A 21,017-nucleotide genomic window follows, 5' to 3' on the forward strand; every position below is an offset into this window, starting at 1 on the left:
GGGGCCGGCCTGAGCCCCGGCGGCGGGCGGGTGGCGTGCTCGTCGGGGCCGTGCGGGCCGGGTCAGGCCTGCGCGTGGGCCTCGGCGCCGCCGGCGACCTGGTCGACGTCGCGCAGCAGGCAGGTCAGGCGGGCGGTGCAGATCCGCTTGTCCTGCTCGTCGGTGATGACGATCTCGAAGGTGGTGGTGGAGCGGCCGCGGTGCACGGGGGTGGCGACGCCGGTGACGATGCCGCTGCGGGCGCCCCGGTGGTGGGTGCAGTTGAGGTCCACGCCGACGGCGATCTTGGTGATGCCGCCGTGCATCATGGCGCCGATCGAGCCGAGGGTCTCGGCCAGTACGGCGGAGGCCCCGCCGTGGAGCAGTCCGTAGGGCTGGGTGTTGCCCTTGACCGGCATGGTGCCGACGACGCGGTCGGCCGAGGCCTCCAGGATGCGGATGTCCATGCGCTCGCCGAGGTCCCCGGCCGAGAACAGCGCGGGCAGGTCGACGCCCAGGGCCGCGTACTCCTCCAGGACCTCCTGCGGGAACTTCACTGCGTGCTGCTCACCCATGGTCAGGCTCCGTTCGACAACGCTCGTTAACTTCATTTCCTGAAGGTCGTTCTATCAGGCCGGTTCGAAGCGCACGACGACGGACTTGCTGGCCGGGGTATTGCTGGTGTCCGCGGTCGAGTCGAGCGGGACCAGGACGTTCGTCTCGGGGTAGTACGCGGCCGCGCAGCCGCGGGCGGTGGGGTAGTGCACGACGCGGAAGCCGGGCGCGCGCCGTTCCACGCCGTCCTTCCACTCGCTCACCAGGTCGGTGTACGAGCCGTCGGCGAGGCCCAGCTCGGCGGCGTCGGCGGGGTTGACCATGACGACGCGGCGGCCGCCGGTGATGCCGCGGTAGCGGTCGTCGAGGCCGTAGATGGTGGTGTTGTACTGGTCGTGGCTGCGCAGGGTCTGCAGCAGCAGGCGGCCCTGCGGGACGCGGGGGTACTCCACGGGCGCGGCGGTGAAGTTCGCCTTGCCGGTCCTGGTGGGGAAGCGGCGTTCGTCGCGCGGGGCGTGGGGGAGGCGGAAGCCCTCGGGGCGGGCGGCGCGGGCGTTGAAGTCCTCGAAGCCGGGGACCACGCGGGAGATCCGGTCGCGGATGGTGGCATAGTCGCGTTCGAACTCCTCCCAGGGGGTGGTGGAGGCGGGGCCCAGGACGGCGCGGGCCATCCGGGCCACGATCGCGGGTTCGGAGAGCAGGTGCGGGGAGGCGGGGGCGAGGTTGCCGCGGGAGGCGTGGACCATGCCCATGGAGTCCTCGACGGTCACGAACTGCCTGCCCGTGGCCTGGACGTCCTTGTCGGTGCGGCCGAGGGTGGGCAGGATCAGGGCGCGCCGGCCGGTGACCGCGTGGGAGCGGTTGAGCTTGGTGGAGACGTGCACGGTCAGGGAGGTGCGGCGGATCGCGGCTTCGGTGACGTCGGTGTCGGGGGTGGCGCCGACGAAGTTGCCGCCCATGGCGAAGAGGACCTTGGCGTGGCCGTCGCGCATGGCCTGGATGGAGCGGACGACGTCGTAGCCGTGGCCGCGCGGCGAGGTGATGCCGAATTCTTTGTCGAGGGCGTCGAGGAAGGCGGGGGCGGGCCGTTCGAAGATGCCCATGGTGCGGTCGCCCTGGACGTTGGAGTGGCCGCGGACGGGGCAGACGCCGGCGCCGGGGCGGCCGATGTCGCCGCGCAGCAGGAGGAGGTTGACGACCTCGCGGATGGTGGCGACGGAGTGCTTGTGCTGGGTGAGGCCCATGGCCCAGCAGACGATGGTGCGCTTCGACGCCAGGATCATGGCGAGGGCGCGCTCGATCTCGGGGCGGGTCAGGCCGGTCGCGGTGAGAGTCTCCTCCCAGTCGGCTTCCTTCGCGGCGGCGGCGAGGTCCTCGTAGCCGTGGGTGTGCTCGCGGATGAAGGCCTCGTCGGTGGCGCCCTCGGTCTCGATGACGAGTTTGTTGAGGAGGCGGAAGAGGGCCTGGTCGCCGCCGATGCGGATCTGCAGGAAGAGGTCGCACAGGGCGGTGCCCCGGAGCATGCCGAGGGGGGTCTGCGGGTTCTTGAACCGCTCCAGGCCGGCCTCGGGCAGCGGGTTCACCGAGATGATCTTCGCGCCGGCGGCCTTGGCCTGTTCCAGGGCGGAGAGCATGCGCGGGTGGTTGGTGCCGGGGTTCTGCCCGGCGACGATGATCAGTTCGGCCTGGTGGAGGTCTTCGAGGGAGACGCTGCCCTTGCCGATCCCGATGGTCTCCGTCAGTGCGGAGCCGGAGGACTCGTGGCACATGTTGGAGCAGTCGGGCAGGTTGTTGGTGCCGAACTCGCGGGCGAAGAGCTGGAAGAGGAACGCGGCCTCGTTGCTGGTGCGGCCCGAGGTGTAGAAGAGGGCCTCGTCGGGCGAGCCGAGCGCGGTCAGCTCCTCCGCGATGATCGCGAAGGCGCGGTCCCAGCTGACGGCTTCGTACCGGTCGCCGCCCTCGGGGAGGTACATGGGCTGGGTGATGCGGCCCTGCTGGCCGAGCCAGTAGCCGGAGCGGCCGGCCAGGTCGGCCAGGGGGTGCGCGGCGAAGAACTCGGGGGTGACCCGGCGCAGGGTGGCTTCCTCCGCGACGGCCTTGGCGCCGTTCTCGCAGAATTCGGCGGTGTGCCGTTTGTCGCCCTCGGGCCAGGCGCAGCCGGGGCAGTCGAAGCCGTCCTTCTGGTTGACCTTGAGAAGCGTGCGGGCGGTGCGGGCCAGGCCCATCTGCTGCTGCGCGATCCGCAGGGTGTGGCCGATCGCCGGAAGGCCGGCCGCCGCGTGCTTGGGCGGTGTGACCTGCGGTGCGTCCTGTACCGGATCGCCTGTGGGCGGCTTGGTCGCCATCGCGCTCCCCTTCGAGCGTTCGTACGTGCGCAGCACGGGTGGCCGCGTGCTTCGATCCTTGCACGACCCACGGGAATCGGGGGAGGGCGGTCCGGTGTCCGTGGTGTCCGCCCGGGTGCGCCGGGGGCGTCCGGTGGGGCGGGTGCGCCGGTGGGGGCGACGGGCCGGAATTGTCGGTGGGGGCGCCTAGGATCGGGGACGTGGCAGATTCAGCATCGAAGAAGACGGACCAGACGACCGCAGCGGACCGCCCCCGCCTGATGCTCATGGACGGGCACTCCCTGGCGTACCGGGCGTTCTTCGCGCTGCCCGCGGAGAACTTCACGACCGCGACGGGGCAGCCGACGAACGCCATCTACGGCTTCGCGTCGATGCTGGCGAACACGCTGCGCGACGAGGCGCCCACGCACTTCGCGGTGGCGTTCGACGTGTCCCGCAAGACGTGGCGTTCGACGGAGTTCCCCGAGTACAAGGCGAACCGTTCCAAGACGCCCGACGAGTTCAAGGGGCAGGTCGAGCTGATCGGCGAGCTGCTCGACGCGATGAAGGTGCCGCGGTTCGCGATCGACGGCTTCGAGGCCGACGACGTGATCGCGACGCTGGCGACGCAGGCGGAGGCCCTCGGTTTCGAGGTGCTGATCGTGACCGGCGACCGGGACTCCTTCCAGCTCGTGTCCGAGCACACGACCGTGCTCTACCCCACCAAGGGCGTCTCGGAGCTGACGCGCTTCACGCCGGAGAAGGTCGAGGAGAAGTACGGGCTCACCCCGCAGCAGTACCCGGACTTCGCGGCCCTGCGCGGCGACCCGTCCGACAACCTCCCGGGCATTCCGGGCGTCGGTGAGAAGACCGCCGCCAAGTGGATCACGCAGTTCGGGTCGTTCGCGGAGCTCGTGGAGCGCGCCGAGGAGGTCAAGGGCAAGGCCGGGCAGAACTTCCGGGACCACCTGGAGGCCGTCAAGCTCAACCGGGTCCTGACCGAGATGGTCAAGGACGTGGAGCTGCCCAAGGGCGCCGCCGACCTGGGGCGCCTGCCGTACGACCGGGCCGCGGTGACCGGTGTGCTGGACGTGCTGGAGATCCGCAACCCGTCGCTGCGGGAGCGGCTGCTGGCCGTGGACCCGGGCGCGGCCGAGGAGGAGGCGGCCCCGGCGCCCGCCGCGGGCGTCGAGCTCGACGCGTCCGTGCTGGGCACGGGCGAGCTGGCGCCGTGGCTGGAGAGCCACGCGGGCGGGCCGCTGGGTGTCGCGACCGTCGACAGCTGGGCGCTGGGCCAGGGCAGCGTCGCCGAGATCGCGCTGGCCGCCGCCGGGGGAGCCGCCGCCTGGTTCACGCCGGCCGAGCTGGACGAGAGCGACGAGCGGGCCTTCGCGGCCTGGGCGGCGGACGCGGCCCGTCCCAAGGTCGTGCACAACGCCAAGGGCCTGATGCGGGTCTTCCCCGAGCACGGCTGGAGCCTCGCCGGCGTCACCATGGACACCGCGCTCGCCGCCTACCTGGTCAAGCCGGGCCGGCGGTCCTTCGCGCTGGACGCCCTGTCCACCGAGTACCTGCACCGTGAGCTGGCCCCCGCCGCCGCGGACGGGCAGCTCGCCTTCGGCGCCGACGAGACCGCCGAGGCCGAGGCGCTGATGGCGCAGGCCCGCGCCGTCCTGGACCTGGGCGACGCCTTCTCCGGCAAGCTCGCCGAGGTCGGCGCGGCCGAGCTGCTGCACGACATGGAGCTGCCGACCTCCGAGCTGCTGGCCCGGATGGAGCGCGCGGGCATCGCCGCCGACCGCGACCACCTGGAAGCCATGGAGCAGCAGTTCGCCGGCGCCGTGCAGCAGGCGGTCAAGGAGGCGCACGCGGCGGTCGGCCACGAGTTCAACCTCGGCTCGCCCAAGCAGCTCCAGGAGGTCTTCTTCGGTGAGCTGGACCTGCCGAAGACGAAGAAGACCAAGACCGGCTACACCACGGACGCCGACGCGCTGGCCTGGCTGGCCACGCAGACCGACCACGAACTCCCGGTGATCATGCTCCGGCACCGGGAGCAGGCCAAGCTGCGCGTCACCGTCGAGGGCCTGGTGAAGACCATCGCCGCCGACGGCCGGGTGCACACCAGCTTCAGCCAGACCGTCGCCGCGACCGGCCGGCTGTCCTCCACCGACCCGAACCTGCAGAACGTGCCCGTGCGCACCGACGAGGGCCGGGCCATCCGCCGCGGCTTCGTCGTCGGCGAGGGCTTCGAGTCGCTGATGACGGCCGACTACAGCCAGATCGAGCTGCGCGTGATGGCCCACCTCTCCGAGGACGAGGGGCTGATCGAGGCGTTCGCCTCCGGCGAGGACCTGCACACCACGGTCGCCTCCCAGGTGTTCGGGGTGGAGCGCGACCAGGTCGACGCCGAGATGCGCCGCAAGATCAAGGCCATGTCCTACGGCCTGGCCTACGGGCTGTCCGCCTTCGGCCTGTCCCAGCAGCTGGGCATCGAGCCGGCCGAGGCGCGCGGCCTGATGGAGACCTTCTTCGAGCGCTTCGGCGGGGTCCGCGACTACCTCCAGCGCGTCGTGGACGAGGCCCGGGCCACCGGATACACGGCGACGGTCTTCGGCCGCCGCCGGTACCTGCCCGACCTCAACAGCGACAACCGTCAGCGCCGCGAGGCCGCCGAGCGGATGGCGCTCAACGCCCCGATCCAGGGCACCGCCGCCGACATCGTCAAGGTCGCGATGCTGCGCGTCGACAAGGCGATCACCGAGGCCGGTCTGCGCTCGCGGATGCTGCTCCAGGTCCACGACGAAATCGTGCTGGAGATCGCCCCCGGAGAGCGGGAGCAGGTGGAGGAGCTGGTGCGCCGCGAGATGGGCGCCGCCGTCGAGCTCCGTGCCCCGCTGGACGTATCGGTGGGCGTCGGCTCCGACTGGGAGTCCGCCGCGCACTGACCTGCATGGCGATGCGCGGGCAGCGCCCGTCCCCGTCCGCTCAGGCGGCGGGGACGGGCGTTCGCGTCTCCTCGTCCGAGCGCGGCCTGTCCCGGTCGCGGCGCTGCCGCAGGCGTACGAGGACCCCGTAGACCAGCAGGGCCACGCAGAGGCCGCCGCCCGCCCCGAAGCAGATGGTCGGGATGATGTCGAGGGGCGTACGGATCCGGTCGAAGAAGGTGAAGAAGCGGATCACGCGGAAGGTCACCCCGATCGCGATGCCCGCCCCGATCAGCGCCAGCGCACCCCAGTACTCCGCGCGGCCCAGCACCGGCACCGACGCGGGCGGCGGGGACGCCGGCAGGCGGCGCAGCGCGGTCGCCGTGAACCACAGCAGCGCACCGGCCGCGATCGCCGAAGTGCCGTACTGCAGGAAGGTGTAGGGCGGGAAGCCGAAGGCGATGGGCTCGCCGAGCCAGGGCAGTGCGTTCGTCCCCCAGCGGTCCATGTGCGTGAAGCTGTCCCACAGCACGTGCGTGAGCGAACCGATGACGGCCGAGACGTAGAACCAGGCGAGGAGCGCGGGCAGTCGACGGTGTACGCGCCATTCCTCGCCCCGGACGAAGGCGTGGACCCGGCCCTGCAGGCGGCGCGGCAGGAGCGCGACGAGCGGCTCGCGCAGCAGCAGCCAGCACCCCACGAGGGCGGCGGTGAGCACCGCGTCCAGCGTGAGGATCCCGGGCAGTGAGTGCGTGACGCTCCCGTACGCCATGAAGCCTTCGACGACCGCGTCGGTGAAGTAGAAGGTGTCCGGTGCGAAGGAGCCGAGGACCATCGCGGAGGCGACGAGGGGACCTCGTGCACGTCCCGTCCGGCGGATGGCCGGAAGTACGGCGGCCGCATGGCTGAGAGTGAACGGCATGGCACCTCTTCTGTGCGTTGCTGCGGTCGTTCCCTCTTTCGGGCCAATGCGCCCGAAGGGTCCCGACAGTATGCGTGAGCTGCCTGTGGACGTGGGGATCCGGTGAATTCCGGCCCGTGGTGCGTGCCCATTGCAGGGAGTTGACGTAGGGTCACGCGGACGTCGAGGGGGAGGGGTCCGGCTCATGTCGTCTCGGATATTCGGCCGCAGGCTGCGCAGGGGAACGACGGCCGCGCTGGTCTGTGCGCTGACGGCCGCCGCGCTGACCGCTTCGCGGGGCCCGGCGGGCGCGGTCTGGGACACGGCGGTCACGGCCGGCGGCAGCGCGGACCGGCCGCTCCCGGCGCAGGAGAGCGGCGGCGACTCGGCCTACTTCACCGAACTGCCGCCGCTGGTGAGCCCGCAACCGCCGCCGGTGCTGCTGCCGGACGGGCCGCCCGAGACCCGGCCGCAGGAGCAGCCGGCGCCACAGCCGGCGACGGCGGTCGCCGTGGGCGGGGCCTCGCAGGGGATACCGGCGAGCGTCCTCGCGGCGTACCAGCGGGCCGAGGAGACGGTGGGGCAGAGCGACCCCGGATGCGGACTGCGCTGGCAACTCCTCGCGGCCATCGGCAAGGTGGAGTCCGGGCAGGCGCGCGGCGGCCAGGTGGACGCGGCCGGCACCACCCTGCGGCCCATCCTCGGTCCGGTGCTCGACGGCAACGGCTTCGCGAACATCGCGGACACCGACGGCGGCGCGTACGACGGCGACGCGAGATACGACCGGGCGGTCGGTCCGATGCAGTTCATCCCCTCCACGTGGGCGGCCTGGGGCCAGGACGCGGACGGCGACGGGCGCCGCAACCCGAACAACGTGCACGACGCGGCCCTCGCGGCCGCCCGCTACCTGTGCGCGGGCACCAGGGACCTCCGGGTGGAGGCGGACCTGGACCGTGCGGTGCTGTCCTACAACCGTTCCACGGAGTACCTGCGGACGGTGCGGTCCTGGTTCACGTACTACCTGAAGGGCACGCACGAGGTCCCGGACAGCGGCGGTACGACGGCCCCCGCACCCACGGCCCCGTCGCCGAAGCCCACCCCGAAGCCGGACCCGACACCGACGCCCACCCCGAAGCCGGACCCGACGCCGACGCCCACCCCGGACCCGAAGCCGAGCCCGACACCGACTCCTGACCCGAAGCCCTCGCCGACGCCGACGCCGACGCCGACCCCGGAGCCGAAGCCCTCCCCGACGCCCACTCCCACCCCCACGCCTACGCCGGACCCGAAGCCGACACCCACACCGACTCCGACGCCCAGTCCGGCCGTGACCCCGTCGCCGAAGCCCAGCCCCACGGCGAGCTCCGAGCCGACCCGGCGTCCGACTCCGACTCCCACGCCGACTCGGACCTCGACGCCGAGCGCGAGCCCGACCGGTACCCCTTAGGGCAAAAGGAGTTGGCGACCCGTCATCCGACCCCTGATGATTCCGGTGGTTCAGGGGGCGGAGGAGGGTGCATGGCCGATGCGTTCGCGTGTGCGGGGTGCGGAGCCCCGCTGACGGCCTCCCTGACGCGGGTCGCGCTCCCCGCCCGCGCCCACCAGCGCTACGGGCACGATCTGCTGCCCGCCCTGATGGAACAGGGCACTTACGCCGTCGACCCGGAGCCGTCCGGCCCGCCCTGGCAGCCGTGGAGCGGTATCGGGGCAGACGAGGCGGCCGCCCGCGGTGTGTTCGCCCCGGTCCCCTCCCTCTCCTTCGGGCCGCCGGGCGCGTTCCTCGCCGCTCCGGGCGATACCCGCGGCACCGTCCTGATCCCCGAGCGCTGCGACGGCTACTGCCTGGGCCTGGACGGGCGGGCCGGCCCGAACCTGGCCTGCGCGCACTGCGGACGGGCGGTGGCCACCCGCATCGACGACTGCACGTTCTGGCAGGTGGTGCGGCTCGACCCGACCGCCGTCGACCGGATCCCCTCCGCAGACTCCGCCCCGACCGCCGACTGGGCCGGGCTCACCCGTGCTCCGGAGTCCGCGCCGCCGATCGAACCGCCCGGCCGCTGGAGCCCCCAATGGGAGGCGGCCGTGGCGGTCGCCCTGGCCCACCTCCTGGCCGTCTCGGGAGGTGACCGCGTCAGCGTCCCCGCCGGCCTCCTCGCGACCGCCTTCGGCCGCGCGCTCGACGGGCTGCTCCCGGCCGGGCCGACGACGAAGATCCTGGCCCTGGCCGGACCGGGCCTGCCCACCCCCGCTCCCGCCACCGGCATCGTCCTCGTCCCGCAGCACCCGCAGACGGGCGAAGCCTGGCAGTCGCCGTCCGGCACCGCCGAGGCCGTGCCGCTGGCCGCCGACGTATGGACGCATCTGGCCTTCCACGACGACCGGCGGCTGGTCCCCGCGACCGGCGTGCTTCCCCACGGAGTCCTGCGTGACGATCCACTGCCCCGCCATCCCTGGGGAGTCTTCCGCCCCGACCCGCGCGTGCTCCTGCACACCCTGTCCCGGCTACCCGCCGTTCGCGAACCCTGGCTGCGCGCGATCCACGACCGCCTGAGCAGCCGCCCCTGGTAGGCCCCGTCGTCAGAGGGGGTCCCCCGGCGCCCGTGCGCCGGTGCCGGGTACTCGGTGCGTCCCTGGGGCGCGGGAGCCTTGGACCACGCTCAGGGGCGACCCTCACGGCCTTGGCGTGGAGAGCCGGCCGAGGGCAGGGGCCGTTCCCGCTGATCCACGGTCCGGACAGTTCTCATCTCGACCCCGCGTTGCTACGGTGCCCCATCTCTGACGCCTCATCAGATTTCGGAGCCCCGGCATGCGCGCATTCGTCGCCGCCGTCGTCGGCCTCGCGGCCGCGCTGGCCCTCGTGTTCGCCATCACGGCGTCCGGGGTGCCCGAAGGCGAGACCTCACCCAAGCCCCTGCTCACCACCGCGCCCCCCGCGCCCGGAAAGTAGAGGAGGGCCGGGCGTGCGACGCAGAGCGAGCCTTGTCCTGCTGGCCGTTGCCGTGTTCTGCGCGGCCCTCGCGCCGCTGCTGCGCTGGTACGCGTACCCGCGACTCGCCAAGATCCCGCCGAACCAGTACCAGGAGATGGTGCTGGAGGCGAAGGACGCGACCCTCCTCGACTACACCGGCGGCATGCAGCCCAAGAAGGTCGACAAGGTCACGATCGTCCAGACCCTCAAGGGCAACGTGGAGGCGTCCAGGGAGATCGAGACCAGCGCCGGCAAGGATGTCGTCGTCTGGGACACGCTGTCCTACATCATCGGGCCCGACGGCAAGATGGTCTCCCAGATCCCCGAGCGCTACATCTTCGACGCCCACACCCAGGACCCCGTCCACGCCACGGGCGAGATGGTCGACGGCGACCCCGTCAGACGCGAGGGCATCGAGTTCAAGTGGCCCTTCTTCACCGAGCCGCGCGACTACCTCTACTTCGACGCCCAGACCCGCACCTCCTCGCCGATCCACTACGTCGGACCGCGCAAGTACCGGGGTATGGACGTCTACTACTTCGAGCAGACCGTCCCCTGGACCAAGGTCCCCATGCCGAAGAAGATGCCGATCGAGGGCATCGACCCGGCCACGATCGAGGCGGCCACCGGCACCACCCTCTGGTACACGACGAAGGCGATGTTCTGGGTCGACCCGGTGACCGGGGCGCCCGTCAACGCCGAGCAGGAGATCCAGCAGGAGATGCGCGGCGGGATCGCGGCGGGCGGCCCCGACGGCAAGCTCACCGCCTTCGCCGGGCATGTGAAGATGCGCGAGGACTACGCCGAACACACCCTCGACCTGGTCGCCTCCAACCGTACGAAGATCCTCGCACTGCACACCTACGCCCCGGCCGCCCTGGCCGCCGGCGGGCTGGCCTTCCTCGGGCTTGCCCTGTGGCTGGAGGCCCGCGGCCGTCGCGTACGGGACGGGGTGCGGGAGGGCGGGGAAGGGATCAGCCCCGCCTGAGCCGGGCGTTGGTGTGGCGGGTGGGCTCGGCGGTGGCCGGGTCCTCCGGCCACGGGTGCTTGGGGTAGCGGCCGCGCAGCTCCGCGCGGACGGCCCGGTAGCCGCCCTGCCAGAACGAGGCCAGGTCCGCGGTGACCGCCGCGGGCCGCCCGGCCGGCGACAGCAGGTGGACGAGTACGGGAACCCCCGCCACCCGCGGGGTCTCGGCCAGCCCGAACAGCTCCTGGAGCTTCACCGCGAGCACCGGCTGCTCGGAGGTGTAGTCGACGCGGATCCGGGAGCCGCTGGGGACCTCGATCCGCTCGGGCGCCAGCTCGTCCAGCCGGACCGCCTCGCCGGTGGCCCACGGCAGCAGCCGGTTCAGGGCCTGGCCGGCGTCGATCCGGGCGAGGTCCGCGCGGCGCCGGGCCCGGGACAGCTCCGGCTCCAGCCAGTCGTCGGCACGCGCCAGCAGTACGGCGTCGTCCGCCACGTCGGGCCAGGCGCCGCCGAGCGTCCGGTGCAGGAACCCGAGGCGGGCCCGGAGCCCTTCCGCGTCCGCGGACCAGCGCAGGAGCCCCAGCCCCTCGGCGCGGAGCCCGTCGAGCAGGGCCGCTCGTACGAGCGCCGGGTCGGGGGTGCGCAGCGGGCGTACCGCGAGTTCGATCGCGCCCAGCCGCTGCGCCGCTCGGGCGACGAGGTCCCCGTCCTCCCAGCGCACCTCCTCGACGTCGGTCCGCAGGTGCGCGGCGGCGGCCAGGGCGGTGTCCTCGTCGATGACGGCGGCCAGCCGGATGCGTGCGGCGGCCGAGTGCGGGGGCCGGTCGGCGACGGCGACTGCCAGCCAGGGCGCGTGCCGCAGCGGTGACCCGTCCCCGAGCCCCGCCCCGGTCCCGGAGGCCATGAGGAAGGCCCCCTCGCCCCTGGCCTTCGCCACCCGCTCGGGGAAGGCGAGGGCGGCGACGAGCCCGGCGGCGAGGTCATCGGGTGCGGCTCCACCGCCGGGGCTCCGCCCCGCACCCCGCTCCTCGAACGCCGGAGGGGCTGGATTCGCCGACTGCCGTGCACCGGTGTCCGCGGCGGAGGCCGGGATCCCGGCCCCGGCCGCAGAGCCCGGCCCCATGGTGCCGGTGCCGGTGCCGGTGCCGGTGCCGGTGCCGGTGCCGGTCGCGGGCACGCGCCCGGCGACTCCGGCCCCGGTTCCGGGCGGGCGCCCCGCGGCCCCGGACGGGGTCCCGGTCCCGAATTCGGCAGTGCGCCCCGCCCCGGCTCCTGCCCCAGTCTCTGCCCAGGTCCCGGACGGGGTCCCGGAGGCGGGTTCCGCAGTGCCCCCCGCAGGGGCAGCGGCGCGCTCCAGACGGCGGGCCTCCGTGCGCCAGCGTGTCGCGTAGGCGTCGGTGCCCGCGCGGGCCGCGCGCCAGGCCGCGGCCAGGTCGTCCCCGTACTCGCGCGGCGGCTCCTCGCTCAGCAGGGCCACCACCTCCGCCGCCCGGCGGGCGCCGAGCGCGGCGCTGCCGTCCAGCAGGGCCCGCGCCAGCCTCGGGTGCAGCCCGAGCCGGGCCATCCGCAGCCCCCGCGGGCTCGGCCGGCCGGCCGAGTCCACCGCGCCGACGGCCACGAGGACCTCCCGCGCCGCGGCCATCGCCCCGGCCGGCGGGGCGTCGAGCAGCGCCAGCCCGGCCGCGTCCGGGTCGCCCCAGCACGCCGCCTGCAGGGCGAACTGCGCCAGGTCGGCGATGCGGATCTCCGGCGCCGGGAACGCCGGCAGCCAGCCGTCCTCCGCCTCCGTCCAGCAGCGGTACACCACTCCCGGCGCCTCGCGTCCGGCCCGGCCCGCCCGCTGGCGCCCGGCCGCGCGGGAGGCCCGTACGGTCGCCAGCGCACCCAGCCCGCGGGCATGGTCCACCCGCGGTTCGCGGGCCAGCCCCGAGTCGACCACCACCCGCACCCCGGGGACGGTCAGGCTCGACTCCGCGACCGCCGTCGCCAGGATCACCCGGCGGTGGTCCGCAGCCGTCAGCGCCGCGTCCTGCACGGCCGCCGGGGCCCGGCCGTGGACCTGGAGCACCTCCGCGTCCACCCCGCCCAGCTGCCCCGCCACCCGGGCGATCTCGCCGACGCCGGGCAGGAAGCACAGCACGTCACCGGAACGTTCCGCCAGCGCCCGCCGCACCACCGAGGCCACGTGCGCGAGCTGCGCCGGATCCACCCGCATCCCGTGCGGGGGCCGCACCGGGCGGGCCGGGGGCGCCCAGACGGTCTCCACCGGGTACGACACCGCTGCCGCCTCCACCACCGGCGCACCCCCGAGCACCCGGGCCCAGCCCGCGGAGTCCGTCGTCGCCGAAGCCGCCACGAGCCGCAGTTCCGGGCGCAGGGTCTCCCGTACGTCGAGGAGGAACGCCGCGACCGTGTCGGCGTCCAGGTGCCGCTCGTGGCACTCGTCCAGGACGACCACGTCCACGCCGGACAGCTCCTGGTCGCGCTGGAGCCGCTGGAGCAGCACCCCGGTGGTCACCACCTCCACCACCGTGCCCGGCCCGGTCACCCGCTCGCCGCGGACCGTGAAGCCGACCGAACCGCCGGTCCGCTCGCCCAGCAGCCACGCCATCCGGCGCGCCGCCGCCCGGGCGGCGATCCGCCGCGGTTCGGCCACGACCACCCGGCGCCGCGGGCCGCCGCCGACCAGGCCCGCGAGGACCAGCGGGACCAGCGTCGTCTTGCCGGTGCCGGGCGGCGCGCACAGCACCGCGGCGCCGTGCGCGTCGAGTGCGCAGACGAGCCCGGGCAGGGCCTCGCGTACGGGGAGGGCGTCGAGGGCGGCCTGGCGGATCAAGGGGTCAGGCCCTCTCGCAGACGAAGATCGCGGTGCCGGGGATGAGGTTGCCGCGCAGCGGGGACCAGCCGCCCCACTCCTGGCCGTTCCAGTCGGGCCACTCGGGCTCGACGAGGTCGAGCAGGCGGAAGCCGCCCGCGACCACGTCGCGGACCCGGTCGCCGACGGTGCGGTGGTGCTCGACGTACACGGCGCGGCCCTGCTCGTCCTGCTCGACGTACGGCGTCCGGTCGAAGTAGGAGGCGGAGACGGTCAGGCCCTCGGGGCCGGGCTCGTCGGGGAAGGCCCAGCGGACGGGGTGGGTCACGGAGAAGACCCAGCGGCCGCCGGGGCGCAGGACGCGGTGTACCTCGCGCATGACGCCCACCGGGTCGGCGACGAAGGGGACGGCGCCGTAGGCGGAGCAGGCCAGGTCGAAGGAGCCGTCGCGGAAGGGGAGCCGGCCGGCGTCGGCCTCGACGAGGGGGACGTCGTCGCCGATGCGCAGGGCGTGCTGGAGCTGGCGGTGGGAGAGGTCCAGGGCCACGGGCCGGGCGCCCTGGGCGGCCAGCCAGCGGGAGCACTGGGCGGCGCCGGCGCCGATCTCCAGCACGTCCTTGTCCTTCAGGGAGGCGGCGGGGCCGAGGAGGGCCGCGTCCGCCTCGTCGAGGCCCTCGGGGCCCCAGACGAAGCGGTCGTCGCCGAGGAAGGCGCCGTGCTCGCTCTGGTACTCGTCGGCGTTGCGGTCCCACCAGCCGCGGCTCGCCCGGCTGCTCTCCGCTTCCCCGGCGTCACGGCGTGTGGCCTCGGCGTCGTCCGTGGAGCCCGGATCGGCCGTGTACGCGTTCTCGGGGGCGTCGTCCTCTTGGTTCATGGGGCCCGTCGTCGTAGTCTGCGAGTGTCTTGGGAAGTGGCAGGAACCGCCATCAGGGCGTTCCCGCCCATGAATTGTGCCGGTTGTGCGGTGATCCGCCCGGGCTGTGGGCCTTCGCGCATTGACCCTGTCCGGCCGCCCCCGTATGCTACAAGTTGCGCTGCGAGCCTGTGCTCCTCAGACCTAGCAGGCTGCGCTTGCATCTGTTGATGTCCCCTCGGTTTTCGAGGCCTCCCCGCTGCTGCGGATCAGGGGCTTCCTTGGCTGTCCGGCTTCTTCGGCAGATGCCGATAAGGGCTCCCGGCGTAGCAGTACCTACGACTTTCTGTCCGTAACCGGAGCCCTTTCCCACATGACGAGCAGCACCGAGACCACCTCTACCACTCCGCAGGTAGCGGTCAACGACATCGGTAACGAGGAAGCCTTCCTCGCCGCGATCGACGAGACGATCAAGTACTTCAACGACGGCGACATCGTCGACGGCGTCATCGTGAAGGTCGACCGGGACGAGGTCCTGCTCGACATCGGTTACAAGACGGAAGGCGTGATCCCGAGCCGCGAGCTCTCGATCAAGCACGACGTCGACCCGAACGAGGTCGTCAAGGTCGGCGACGAGATCGAGGCCCTGGTTCTCCAGAAGGAGGACAAGGAAGGCCGTCTGATCCTGTCCAAGAAGCGCGCTCAGTACGAGCGTGCCTGGGGCACGATCGAGAAGATCAAGGAAGAGGACGGCATCGTCACCGGTACCGTCATCGAGGTCGTCAAGGGTGGTCTCATCCTCGACATCGGCCTCCGCGGCTTCCTCCCGGCCTCCCTGGTCGAGATGCGCCGTGTCCGCGACCTCCAGCCCTACGTGGGCAAGGAGCTCGAGGCGAAGATCATCGAGCTGGACAAGAACCGCAACAACGTGGTCCTGTCCCGCCGTGCCTGGCTGGAGCAGACCCAGTCCGAGGTCCGCCAGACGTTCCTCACCACCCTGCAGAAGGGTCAGGTCCGCTCCGGCGTCGTGTCCTCGATCGTCAACTTCGGTGCCTTCGTGGACCTGGGTGGCGTCGACGGTCTCGTCCACGTCTCCGAGCTGTCCTGGAAGCACATCGACCACCCGTCCGAGGTTGTCGAGGTCGGCCAGGAAGTCACCGTCGAGGTCCTCGACGTCGACATGGACCGTGAGCGTGTCTCCCTGTCGCTGAAGGCGACGCAGGAGGACCCGTGGCAGCAGTTCGCCCGTACGCACCAGATCGGTCAGGTCGTCCCGGGTAAGGTCACCAAGCTGGTTCCGTTCGGTGCGTTCGTCCGCGTGGACGAGGGCATCGAGGGTCTGGTCCACATCTCCGAGCTGGCCGAGCGCCACGTGGAGATCCCGGAGCAGGTCGTCCAGGTCAACGACGAGATCTTCGTCAAGGTCATCGACATCGACCTCGAGCGTCGCCGGATCTCGCTGTCCCTGAAGCAGGCCAACGAGTCCTTCGGTGCCGACCCGGCGTCGGTCGAGTTCGACCCGACCCTGTACGGCATGGCCGCGTCCTACGACGACCAGGGCAACTACATCTACCCCGAGGGCTTCGACCCCGAGACCAACGACTGGCTCGAGGGCTACGAGAAGCAGCGCGAGGCCTGGGAGACCCAGTACGCCGAGGCGCAGGCTCGCTTCGAGCAGCACCAGGCTCAGGTCATCAAGAGCCGCGAGGCCGACGAGGCCGCCGCTGCCGAGGGCGCTGCCGCCCCGGCCGCCGGTGGCAACGCCGGTGCGGGCATCTCGGGTGGTTCCTACTCCTCGGAGTCGGACGAGACCTCCGGCGCCCTGGCGTCGGACGAGGCCCTGGCCGCGCTCCGCGAGAAGCTGGCCGGCGGCCAGAGCTGATCGCAGCGCGCATCGCACTGACGGTGTGAGCAGAGCTGATCGAGTACGACGGTGAGGCCCGTCCCCTTCGGGGGGCGGGCCTCACCGCGTTCCCGGCACGAGCCGGCGCGGATACCGGTGCCGGTGCGGATGCCGGGTGCCGATGCCGTGATCCGTTGCGTTCCTGTGAATGCGGCCAACTGGGGAATGGCGCCGCCGCCTTGGACGTTCTTCGCAGAGAACGAGACGAGGAGGAGTGGTGGCGGTGCTTGATCCACAGGGCTTGTACGAATGGGATGCCAAGGGTCTGGCGGTGGCGGACCTGGCGGTCGCCCAGGACTCGGCCGGGCTGGTCATGCTGTACCACTTCGAGGGGTACATCGACGCGGGAGAGGCCGGCGAGCAGATCGTCGAGCGGCTCCTGGACACCCTGCCCCACCAGGTGGTCGCCCGCTTCGACGCGGACCGCCTCGTGGACTACCGGGCACGCCGGCCGCTGCTGACCTTCCAGCGCGACCACTGGGCCGAGTTCGAGGAGCCGCGGCTGGAGGTCCGGCTGGTCCAGGACGCCACCGGAGCGCCCTTCCTGCTGCTGTCCGGCCCGGAGCCGGACGTGGAGTGGGAGCGCTTCGCCGTCGCCGTCCGGCAGATCGTCGAGCGCCTCGGGGTCCGGCTCTCGGTCAACTTCCACGGCATCCCGATGGGCGTCCCGCACACCCGGCCCGTCGGCATCACCCCGCACGGCAACCGGACCGACCTCATGCCGGGCCACCGCAGCCCCTTCGAGGAGGCCCAGGTGCCCGGCAGCGCGGAGTCCCTGGTGGAGTTCCGCCTGTCCCAGGCCGGGCACGACGTCCTCGGTGTCGCCGCGCACGTGCCGCACTACGTGGCGCGCTCCGCGTACCCGGACGCCGCGCTGACAGTGCTGGAGGCGATCACGGCGGCGACCGGCCTGGTGCTGCCGGCCGTGGCGCACGCGCTGCGGACCGAGGCGCACCGTACGCAGACGGAGATCGACCGGCAGATCCGCGAGGGCGACGAGGAGCTGGTCAGCCTCGTACAGGGGCTGGAGCACCAGTACGACGCCGCCGCGGGCGCCGAGACCCGGGGCAACATGATCGCCGAGCCGGCGGAGCTCCCGTCGGCGGACGAGATCGGCCGCGAGTTCGAGCGCTTCCTGGCGGAGCGGGAGGGCGAGAACTGACGTACGGGCGGCGCCCCCTATGCTGCGGGGCATGCTGAAAGTGGGCCTGACGGGCGGAATCGGTGCCGGTAAGAGCGAGGTCTCGCGACTGCTGGCGGGGTACGGGGCGATCGTCGTCGACGCCGATCGGATCGCACGGGAGGTCGTCGAACCCGGTACGCCGGGCCTCGCGGCCGTCGTGGCGGCCTTCGGGGAAGAGGTGCTGACCCCCGAAGGAACGCTGGACCGGCCGAAACTGGGCTCCGTCGTCTTCGCCGACCAGGACAAGCTCCGGACCCTCAACGCGATCGTGCACCCGCTCGTCGGCGCCCGGTCCGCCGAGCTGGAGGCCGCCGCGGGCCCTGACGCGATCGTCGTGCACGATGTACCGCTGCTCACCGAGAACGGCCTCGCACCCCTCTACGACCTGGTGGTCGTGGTGGACGCGGCGCCGTCCACGCAGCTCGCCCGGCTGACCGGGCTGCGCGCGATGGCCGAGGAGGAGGCCCGGGCCCGGATGGCCGCGCAGGCCACGCGCGAGCAGCGGCTGGCGGTGGCCACCCTCGTCATCGACAACGACGGGCCGCTGGAGGCGCTGGAGCCCCAGGTGCGCAGGGTGTGGGAAGAGCTCACCGCGCGGGCGGCGGGCGGCCGCACCGCCTGACGTGTGCATGGAATAGTGGCTGGGGCGGGGGCGTTGAAGGCGCCGGTAGAGGGAAGGATTCATACCGTGTCCGAGACCGCACGCCCCACGCCGTCCAGCCCGGAAACACACGTCATCGACTTCCGGGCGGCCGAGCAGCTGCTCGCCGTATGCGACCCGCGCGGTGCGGTCAAGCTGCTCGACTCGGTCGTGGCCGCCCACCCGGAGAACACCGCGGCCCGGCTGCTGCGCGCCCGGGCCTTCTTCGCCGCCGCGCAACTGCGCCCGGCGGAGCTGGAGTTCGAGCTGGTGCTGGAGCGGGAGCCGGACAACGCCTTCGCCCACTTCGCGCTGGCACGCACGCACGAACGTGCCGGCCGGCCCGAGCAGGCCCGCAAGCATTTCCGGCTGGCCGCGGCCCTCGACCCGCAGCCCGACTACCTCGCGGCGGCCCGCTTCGAGGAGCAGGCCTGACCGCTCCGCGCGTTTCGTCCGCGGGTTCGTTCCGGGTCCGTGTTGCGTGGGGCTCGTCCAGCGTGCCGCTCACCGGCTGCCGGGCGGCTCGTACGGGGGGATGTTCCGGCCGGGCTGGTAGTGCGGGCCCTGGCGGATGTGGCGCACGATCATGCACAGGTCCACGCTCACCACGACCGCCAGCGCACCGCACGCGGCCGCCCATCCGGGACGGCCCGCCAGCGAGAAGGCGGCCGTCCCGGCGGCGGCCCAGACCAGCCCCCAGACGCCCAGCCAGAATCGCAGCCGCAGCGGACTGCGTGCTGTGACCGGTTCGTTCCCGGACCGCATGGCCATCGCCTCTCGCTGTCCATGGTCCCACCCGGCCGGGCGCCGGGCGGGGCCGGGGCGCGCGGCTACGGGTTGAGCCTGTTCACGGCCTTCGTCGTCGTCTTCTTGAAGGCGGCGACCGGGGCCTGGGAGAGGTCACCCATCTGGCCCCACTTCACGACGGTCACGGTGGAGCCGTCGCGCCCGATCCCGTACAGGTGCACGCCCGGCTCGGACTCCGGGATCGAGGTGTGGACCCCGTAGACGTGAGCGCCCTCCTCGACGGGGAGGGTCCCGTAGTCCTGCCACGAGGCCGTGCCGCCCGGGGTCGTGCGCAGCCAGTCGGCGGCGCAGGCGGCGACCCTGCGCTCCAGCGTGCCGACGAGCTTGGCGGCCGCGGCGGGCGAGGCGGACCGTACGGAGACCTGCACGGCGCCCGTGTCGAACTCGGTGCCGAACGTGCGGTGCCAGCTGCCCGCCGCCGGGAGCGCGCCGTCCAGGCAGAACGGCGCCGTCTCGGGCAGCCCCGCGGTGATCTCGCCGGCGTACCAGGCGGACGACGGGTGGGGCGGCAGATCGGTGCCGTTGAGGAAGCCGGGCGCGGTGGCGGCCGCGGCGGAGGTCGAGGCGGTCAGGGCGAGGGCGGCGGCCGCCGCGACCAGCGCGGTCGCGAGGCCGGCGGCGGTGTCGGTACGTCGGAACATGTCGGTTCTCCCCGTGGATGCATCGGTGTGCGTGCCTGACGAGACTGTTCCCCGGCCGGGGGCGGGGGCCACGGTTCGGGGCGAAATCGGGACACTGGAACGCCCGTACACGCTGTCACCTGGGGTAACACCTCAGGCATGGAACGGAGCCACGGGACGGGGGACGGGGGACACCGTGAGTGAGGCCGAGGATTTCGCGCGGCTGATGCGGGAGCTGAAGGAACGCGGCGGGCTGAGTTACGGCGTACTGGCGCGCAGACTGCACACGAGTACGTCGACGCTGCACCGCTACTGCAGCGGGGAAGCGCTGCCCGTGGAGTTCGCCGTGGTGGACCGCTTCGCGCGGGCCTGCGGGGTCTCGGCGGCGGAGGCGGTGGACCTGCACCGGGCGTGGCTGCTGGCGGACGCCCGGCGGCGCGCGGGGGCGGCGGCATCCCGGCCCGCGCCGGAGCCCGCGCCGGAGCCGTCGGCCGTGCCCGCGCCGGAGCCGGTGCCGGCGCCGACCGTCGCTGTGGAGCCGGAGCCCGCTGTCGCCGGGGAGCCGGCCGTGGTGGTGGGCCCGGCCGGGGCGGCAGGGCCGGGGGCCCGCCCGTCCTGGTACCGGCGCCGGGCGGCCGTGGTCGCCGCCGCCGGGCTCGCGGCGGGGGCGGTGGCCGTGGCACTGCTGGCGGTGACCGGGCCGGACCCGGGGGCGCCGTCCGCCGGTACGGGGGCAGGGGGCGGGGCCGGTACGCGGGGGCCTTCGGGATCCGCCTCCGCGGGGCGGACCCCGCCGGAGGCCGGAGCGGCTCCACCGGAGTCGGCGACGGGTTCCGCGACGGGTTCGCCGCCGCCATCGGAACCGGGGGCAGGATCCGCCACCGCGTCGGCTCCGTCCTCCGCCTCGCCACCCGGCCCGGCCCCCGGCCGGGTACCGGCGGCGCCTCTGAAGGCGGCGGTGCGGTCGCACGTGTGGGCCGCGGGCTGCGATCACGCGTACCTGACCGAGCGGGGTCCCGGTTCGGTGCCCCCACCGCCGGTGGAGGCCGACGCGCCCGCCTGGGCGGCGGCGCAGCGCGCCGTGCACGCGGGGTCCCAGATCGTCGAGGTCACCCTGCACGGCACGGATGCGGGAGCGGTTGTCCTGGAGGGTCTGGAGGTGCGGGTGGGTGCCCGCCGTACGCCGCCCGCCTGGAACGTCTACCAGATGTCCCAGGGCTGCGGTGGAGGTCTCACCCCGGCCGCCTTCGCCGTCAACCTGGACGCGCCGCGCCCCCTCGCCCGCCCCGTCGCCGGGAACGACGCGGGGGGCCGGCAGCCGGCCCCGGCCTTTCCGATGCGGGTCTCGGCGGCCGAGCCGGTCGTCCTGCGGGTGGAGGCCGCCACCACGGGCTGCGACTGCGACTGGTCCCTCGACCTGCGGTGGACCTCGCCGGCCGGCTCGGGCACCCTGCGCGTCGACGACGGGGGACGCCCGCTGCGCACGAGCGCCGCGCCCGGGCGGCCGGTCTACGGGTACGCGCTGGAGCAGGGCCGCTGGGCACGCTGAAACAGCAGGTCAGGAGCGTTGTCGGTGGG

The 21,017-nt window shown here is 73.3% G+C and carries 17 protein-coding genes; 10 read left to right on the forward strand and 7 right to left on the reverse strand.

Annotated features, from left to right (window positions below; genetic code table 11):
• Positions 1-62: 62 nt before the first annotated feature.
• Together AAT21_RS04565 and AAT21_RS04570 are read right to left on the reverse strand one after the other, a co-directional pair.
• Positions 63-554, reverse strand: coding sequence for a PaaI family thioesterase (locus AAT21_RS04565; protein ID WP_046775344.1), 492 nt, complete (start codon positions 552-554; stop codon positions 63-65).
• A gap of 54 nt (positions 555-608) precedes the next feature.
• Positions 609-2,879 carry an FdhF/YdeP family oxidoreductase gene (locus AAT21_RS04570; protein ID WP_046775609.1) on the reverse strand — a complete coding sequence of 757 codons (2,271 nt, stop codon included), beginning with the start codon at positions 2,877-2,879 and terminating at the stop codon, positions 609-611.
• Positions 2,880-3,079: 200 nt separating this feature from the next.
• Here AAT21_RS04570 and polA point away from each other — a divergent pair, with 200 nt between their 5' ends.
• Entirely contained in the window at positions 3,080-5,803 is a 2,724-nt protein-coding gene (gene polA, locus AAT21_RS04575; RefSeq protein WP_046775345.1) for a DNA polymerase I, read from the forward strand.
• A 40-nt stretch (positions 5,804-5,843) separates the two neighbouring features.
• On the opposite strand, the gene AAT21_RS04580 is transcribed toward polA, so the two are convergent.
• Positions 5,844-6,704 carry a DUF4184 family protein gene (locus AAT21_RS04580; protein WP_046775346.1) on the reverse strand — a complete coding sequence of 287 codons (861 nt, stop codon included), beginning with the start codon at positions 6,702-6,704 and terminating at the stop codon, positions 5,844-5,846.
• Positions 6,705-6,888: 184 nt separating this feature from the next.
• Between AAT21_RS04580 and AAT21_RS04585 the strand changes: the two genes are divergently transcribed.
• The 4 genes from AAT21_RS04585 (at position 6,889) to AAT21_RS04595 (ending at position 10,639) form a co-directional block, all read left to right on the forward strand.
• Positions 6,889-8,130 (forward strand): lytic transglycosylase domain-containing protein, encoded by a 1,242-nt coding sequence (locus AAT21_RS04585; protein WP_052757635.1) that lies wholly within the window; start codon positions 6,889-6,891, stop codon positions 8,128-8,130.
• Between the two features lie 71 nt (positions 8,131-8,201).
• Complete coding sequence (locus tag AAT21_RS04590) at positions 8,202-9,251, forward strand: hypothetical protein (protein ID WP_046775347.1); 1,050 nt, start codon at positions 8,202-8,204, stop codon at positions 9,249-9,251.
• 238 nt (positions 9,252-9,489) lie between these two features.
• Positions 9,490-9,630 carry an SPW_0924 family protein gene (locus AAT21_RS36520; protein ID WP_107081194.1) on the forward strand — a complete coding sequence of 47 codons (141 nt, stop codon included), beginning with the start codon at positions 9,490-9,492 and terminating at the stop codon, positions 9,628-9,630.
• 13 nt (positions 9,631-9,643) lie between these two features.
• A complete protein-coding gene (locus AAT21_RS04595; RefSeq protein WP_046775348.1) occupies positions 9,644-10,639 on the forward strand; it encodes a PorA family protein in 996 nt (331 codons plus the stop codon).
• On the opposite strand, the gene AAT21_RS04600 is transcribed toward AAT21_RS04595, so the two are convergent.
• Both AAT21_RS04600 and AAT21_RS04605 read right to left on the reverse strand, forming a co-directional pair.
• Positions 10,626-13,454, reverse strand: coding sequence for an ATP-dependent RNA helicase (locus AAT21_RS04600; RefSeq protein ID WP_046775349.1), 2,829 nt, complete (start codon positions 13,452-13,454; stop codon positions 10,626-10,628). The two genes, AAT21_RS04595 and AAT21_RS04600, sit on opposite strands and share 14 nt — an antisense overlap.
• A gap of 4 nt (positions 13,455-13,458) precedes the next feature.
• Positions 13,459-14,307 (reverse strand): class I SAM-dependent methyltransferase, encoded by an 849-nt coding sequence (locus AAT21_RS04605; RefSeq protein WP_046775350.1) that lies wholly within the window; start codon positions 14,305-14,307, stop codon positions 13,459-13,461.
• Positions 14,308-14,659: 352 nt separating this feature from the next.
• On the opposite strand from AAT21_RS04605, the gene rpsA reads away from it, so the two are divergent.
• From rpsA to AAT21_RS04625, 4 genes are all read left to right on the forward strand, one after another.
• Positions 14,660-16,168, forward strand: coding sequence for a 30S ribosomal protein S1 (gene rpsA, locus AAT21_RS04610; protein WP_030666059.1), 1,509 nt, complete (start codon positions 14,660-14,662; stop codon positions 16,166-16,168).
• 244 nt (positions 16,169-16,412) lie between these two features.
• Positions 16,413-17,351: a PAC2 family protein gene (locus AAT21_RS04615; protein WP_046775611.1), complete on the forward strand. Its 939-nt coding sequence runs from the start codon at positions 16,413-16,415 to the stop codon at positions 17,349-17,351.
• A gap of 31 nt (positions 17,352-17,382) precedes the next feature.
• Positions 17,383-17,994, forward strand: a complete 612-nt coding sequence (coaE, locus tag AAT21_RS04620; RefSeq protein WP_046775612.1) for a dephospho-CoA kinase — start codon at positions 17,383-17,385, stop codon at positions 17,992-17,994.
• Positions 17,995-18,060: 66 nt separating this feature from the next.
• Positions 18,061-18,447, forward strand: coding sequence for a tetratricopeptide repeat protein (locus AAT21_RS04625; protein ID WP_046775351.1), 387 nt, complete (start codon positions 18,061-18,063; stop codon positions 18,445-18,447).
• A gap of 69 nt (positions 18,448-18,516) precedes the next feature.
• On the opposite strand, the gene AAT21_RS04630 is transcribed toward AAT21_RS04625, so the two are convergent.
• Together AAT21_RS04630 and AAT21_RS36525 are read right to left on the reverse strand one after the other, a co-directional pair.
• Entirely contained in the window at positions 18,517-18,777 is a 261-nt protein-coding gene (locus AAT21_RS04630; protein ID WP_046775613.1) for a DUF6343 family protein, read from the reverse strand.
• Positions 18,778-18,842: 65 nt separating this feature from the next.
• Positions 18,843-19,460 (reverse strand): hypothetical protein, encoded by a 618-nt coding sequence (locus AAT21_RS36525; RefSeq protein ID WP_046775352.1) that lies wholly within the window; start codon positions 19,458-19,460, stop codon positions 18,843-18,845.
• A gap of 175 nt (positions 19,461-19,635) precedes the next feature.
• Between AAT21_RS36525 and AAT21_RS39625 the strand changes: the two genes are divergently transcribed.
• Positions 19,636-20,988 carry a helix-turn-helix domain-containing protein gene (locus AAT21_RS39625; RefSeq protein ID WP_157879625.1) on the forward strand — a complete coding sequence of 451 codons (1,353 nt, stop codon included), beginning with the start codon at positions 19,636-19,638 and terminating at the stop codon, positions 20,986-20,988.
• The last annotated feature ends 29 nt before the right edge of the window (positions 20,989-21,017 follow it).

Source organism: Streptomyces yangpuensis (assembly GCF_001005295.1).
Classification (GTDB): Bacteria; Actinomycetota; Actinomycetes; order Streptomycetales; family Streptomycetaceae; genus Streptomyces; species Streptomyces yangpuensis.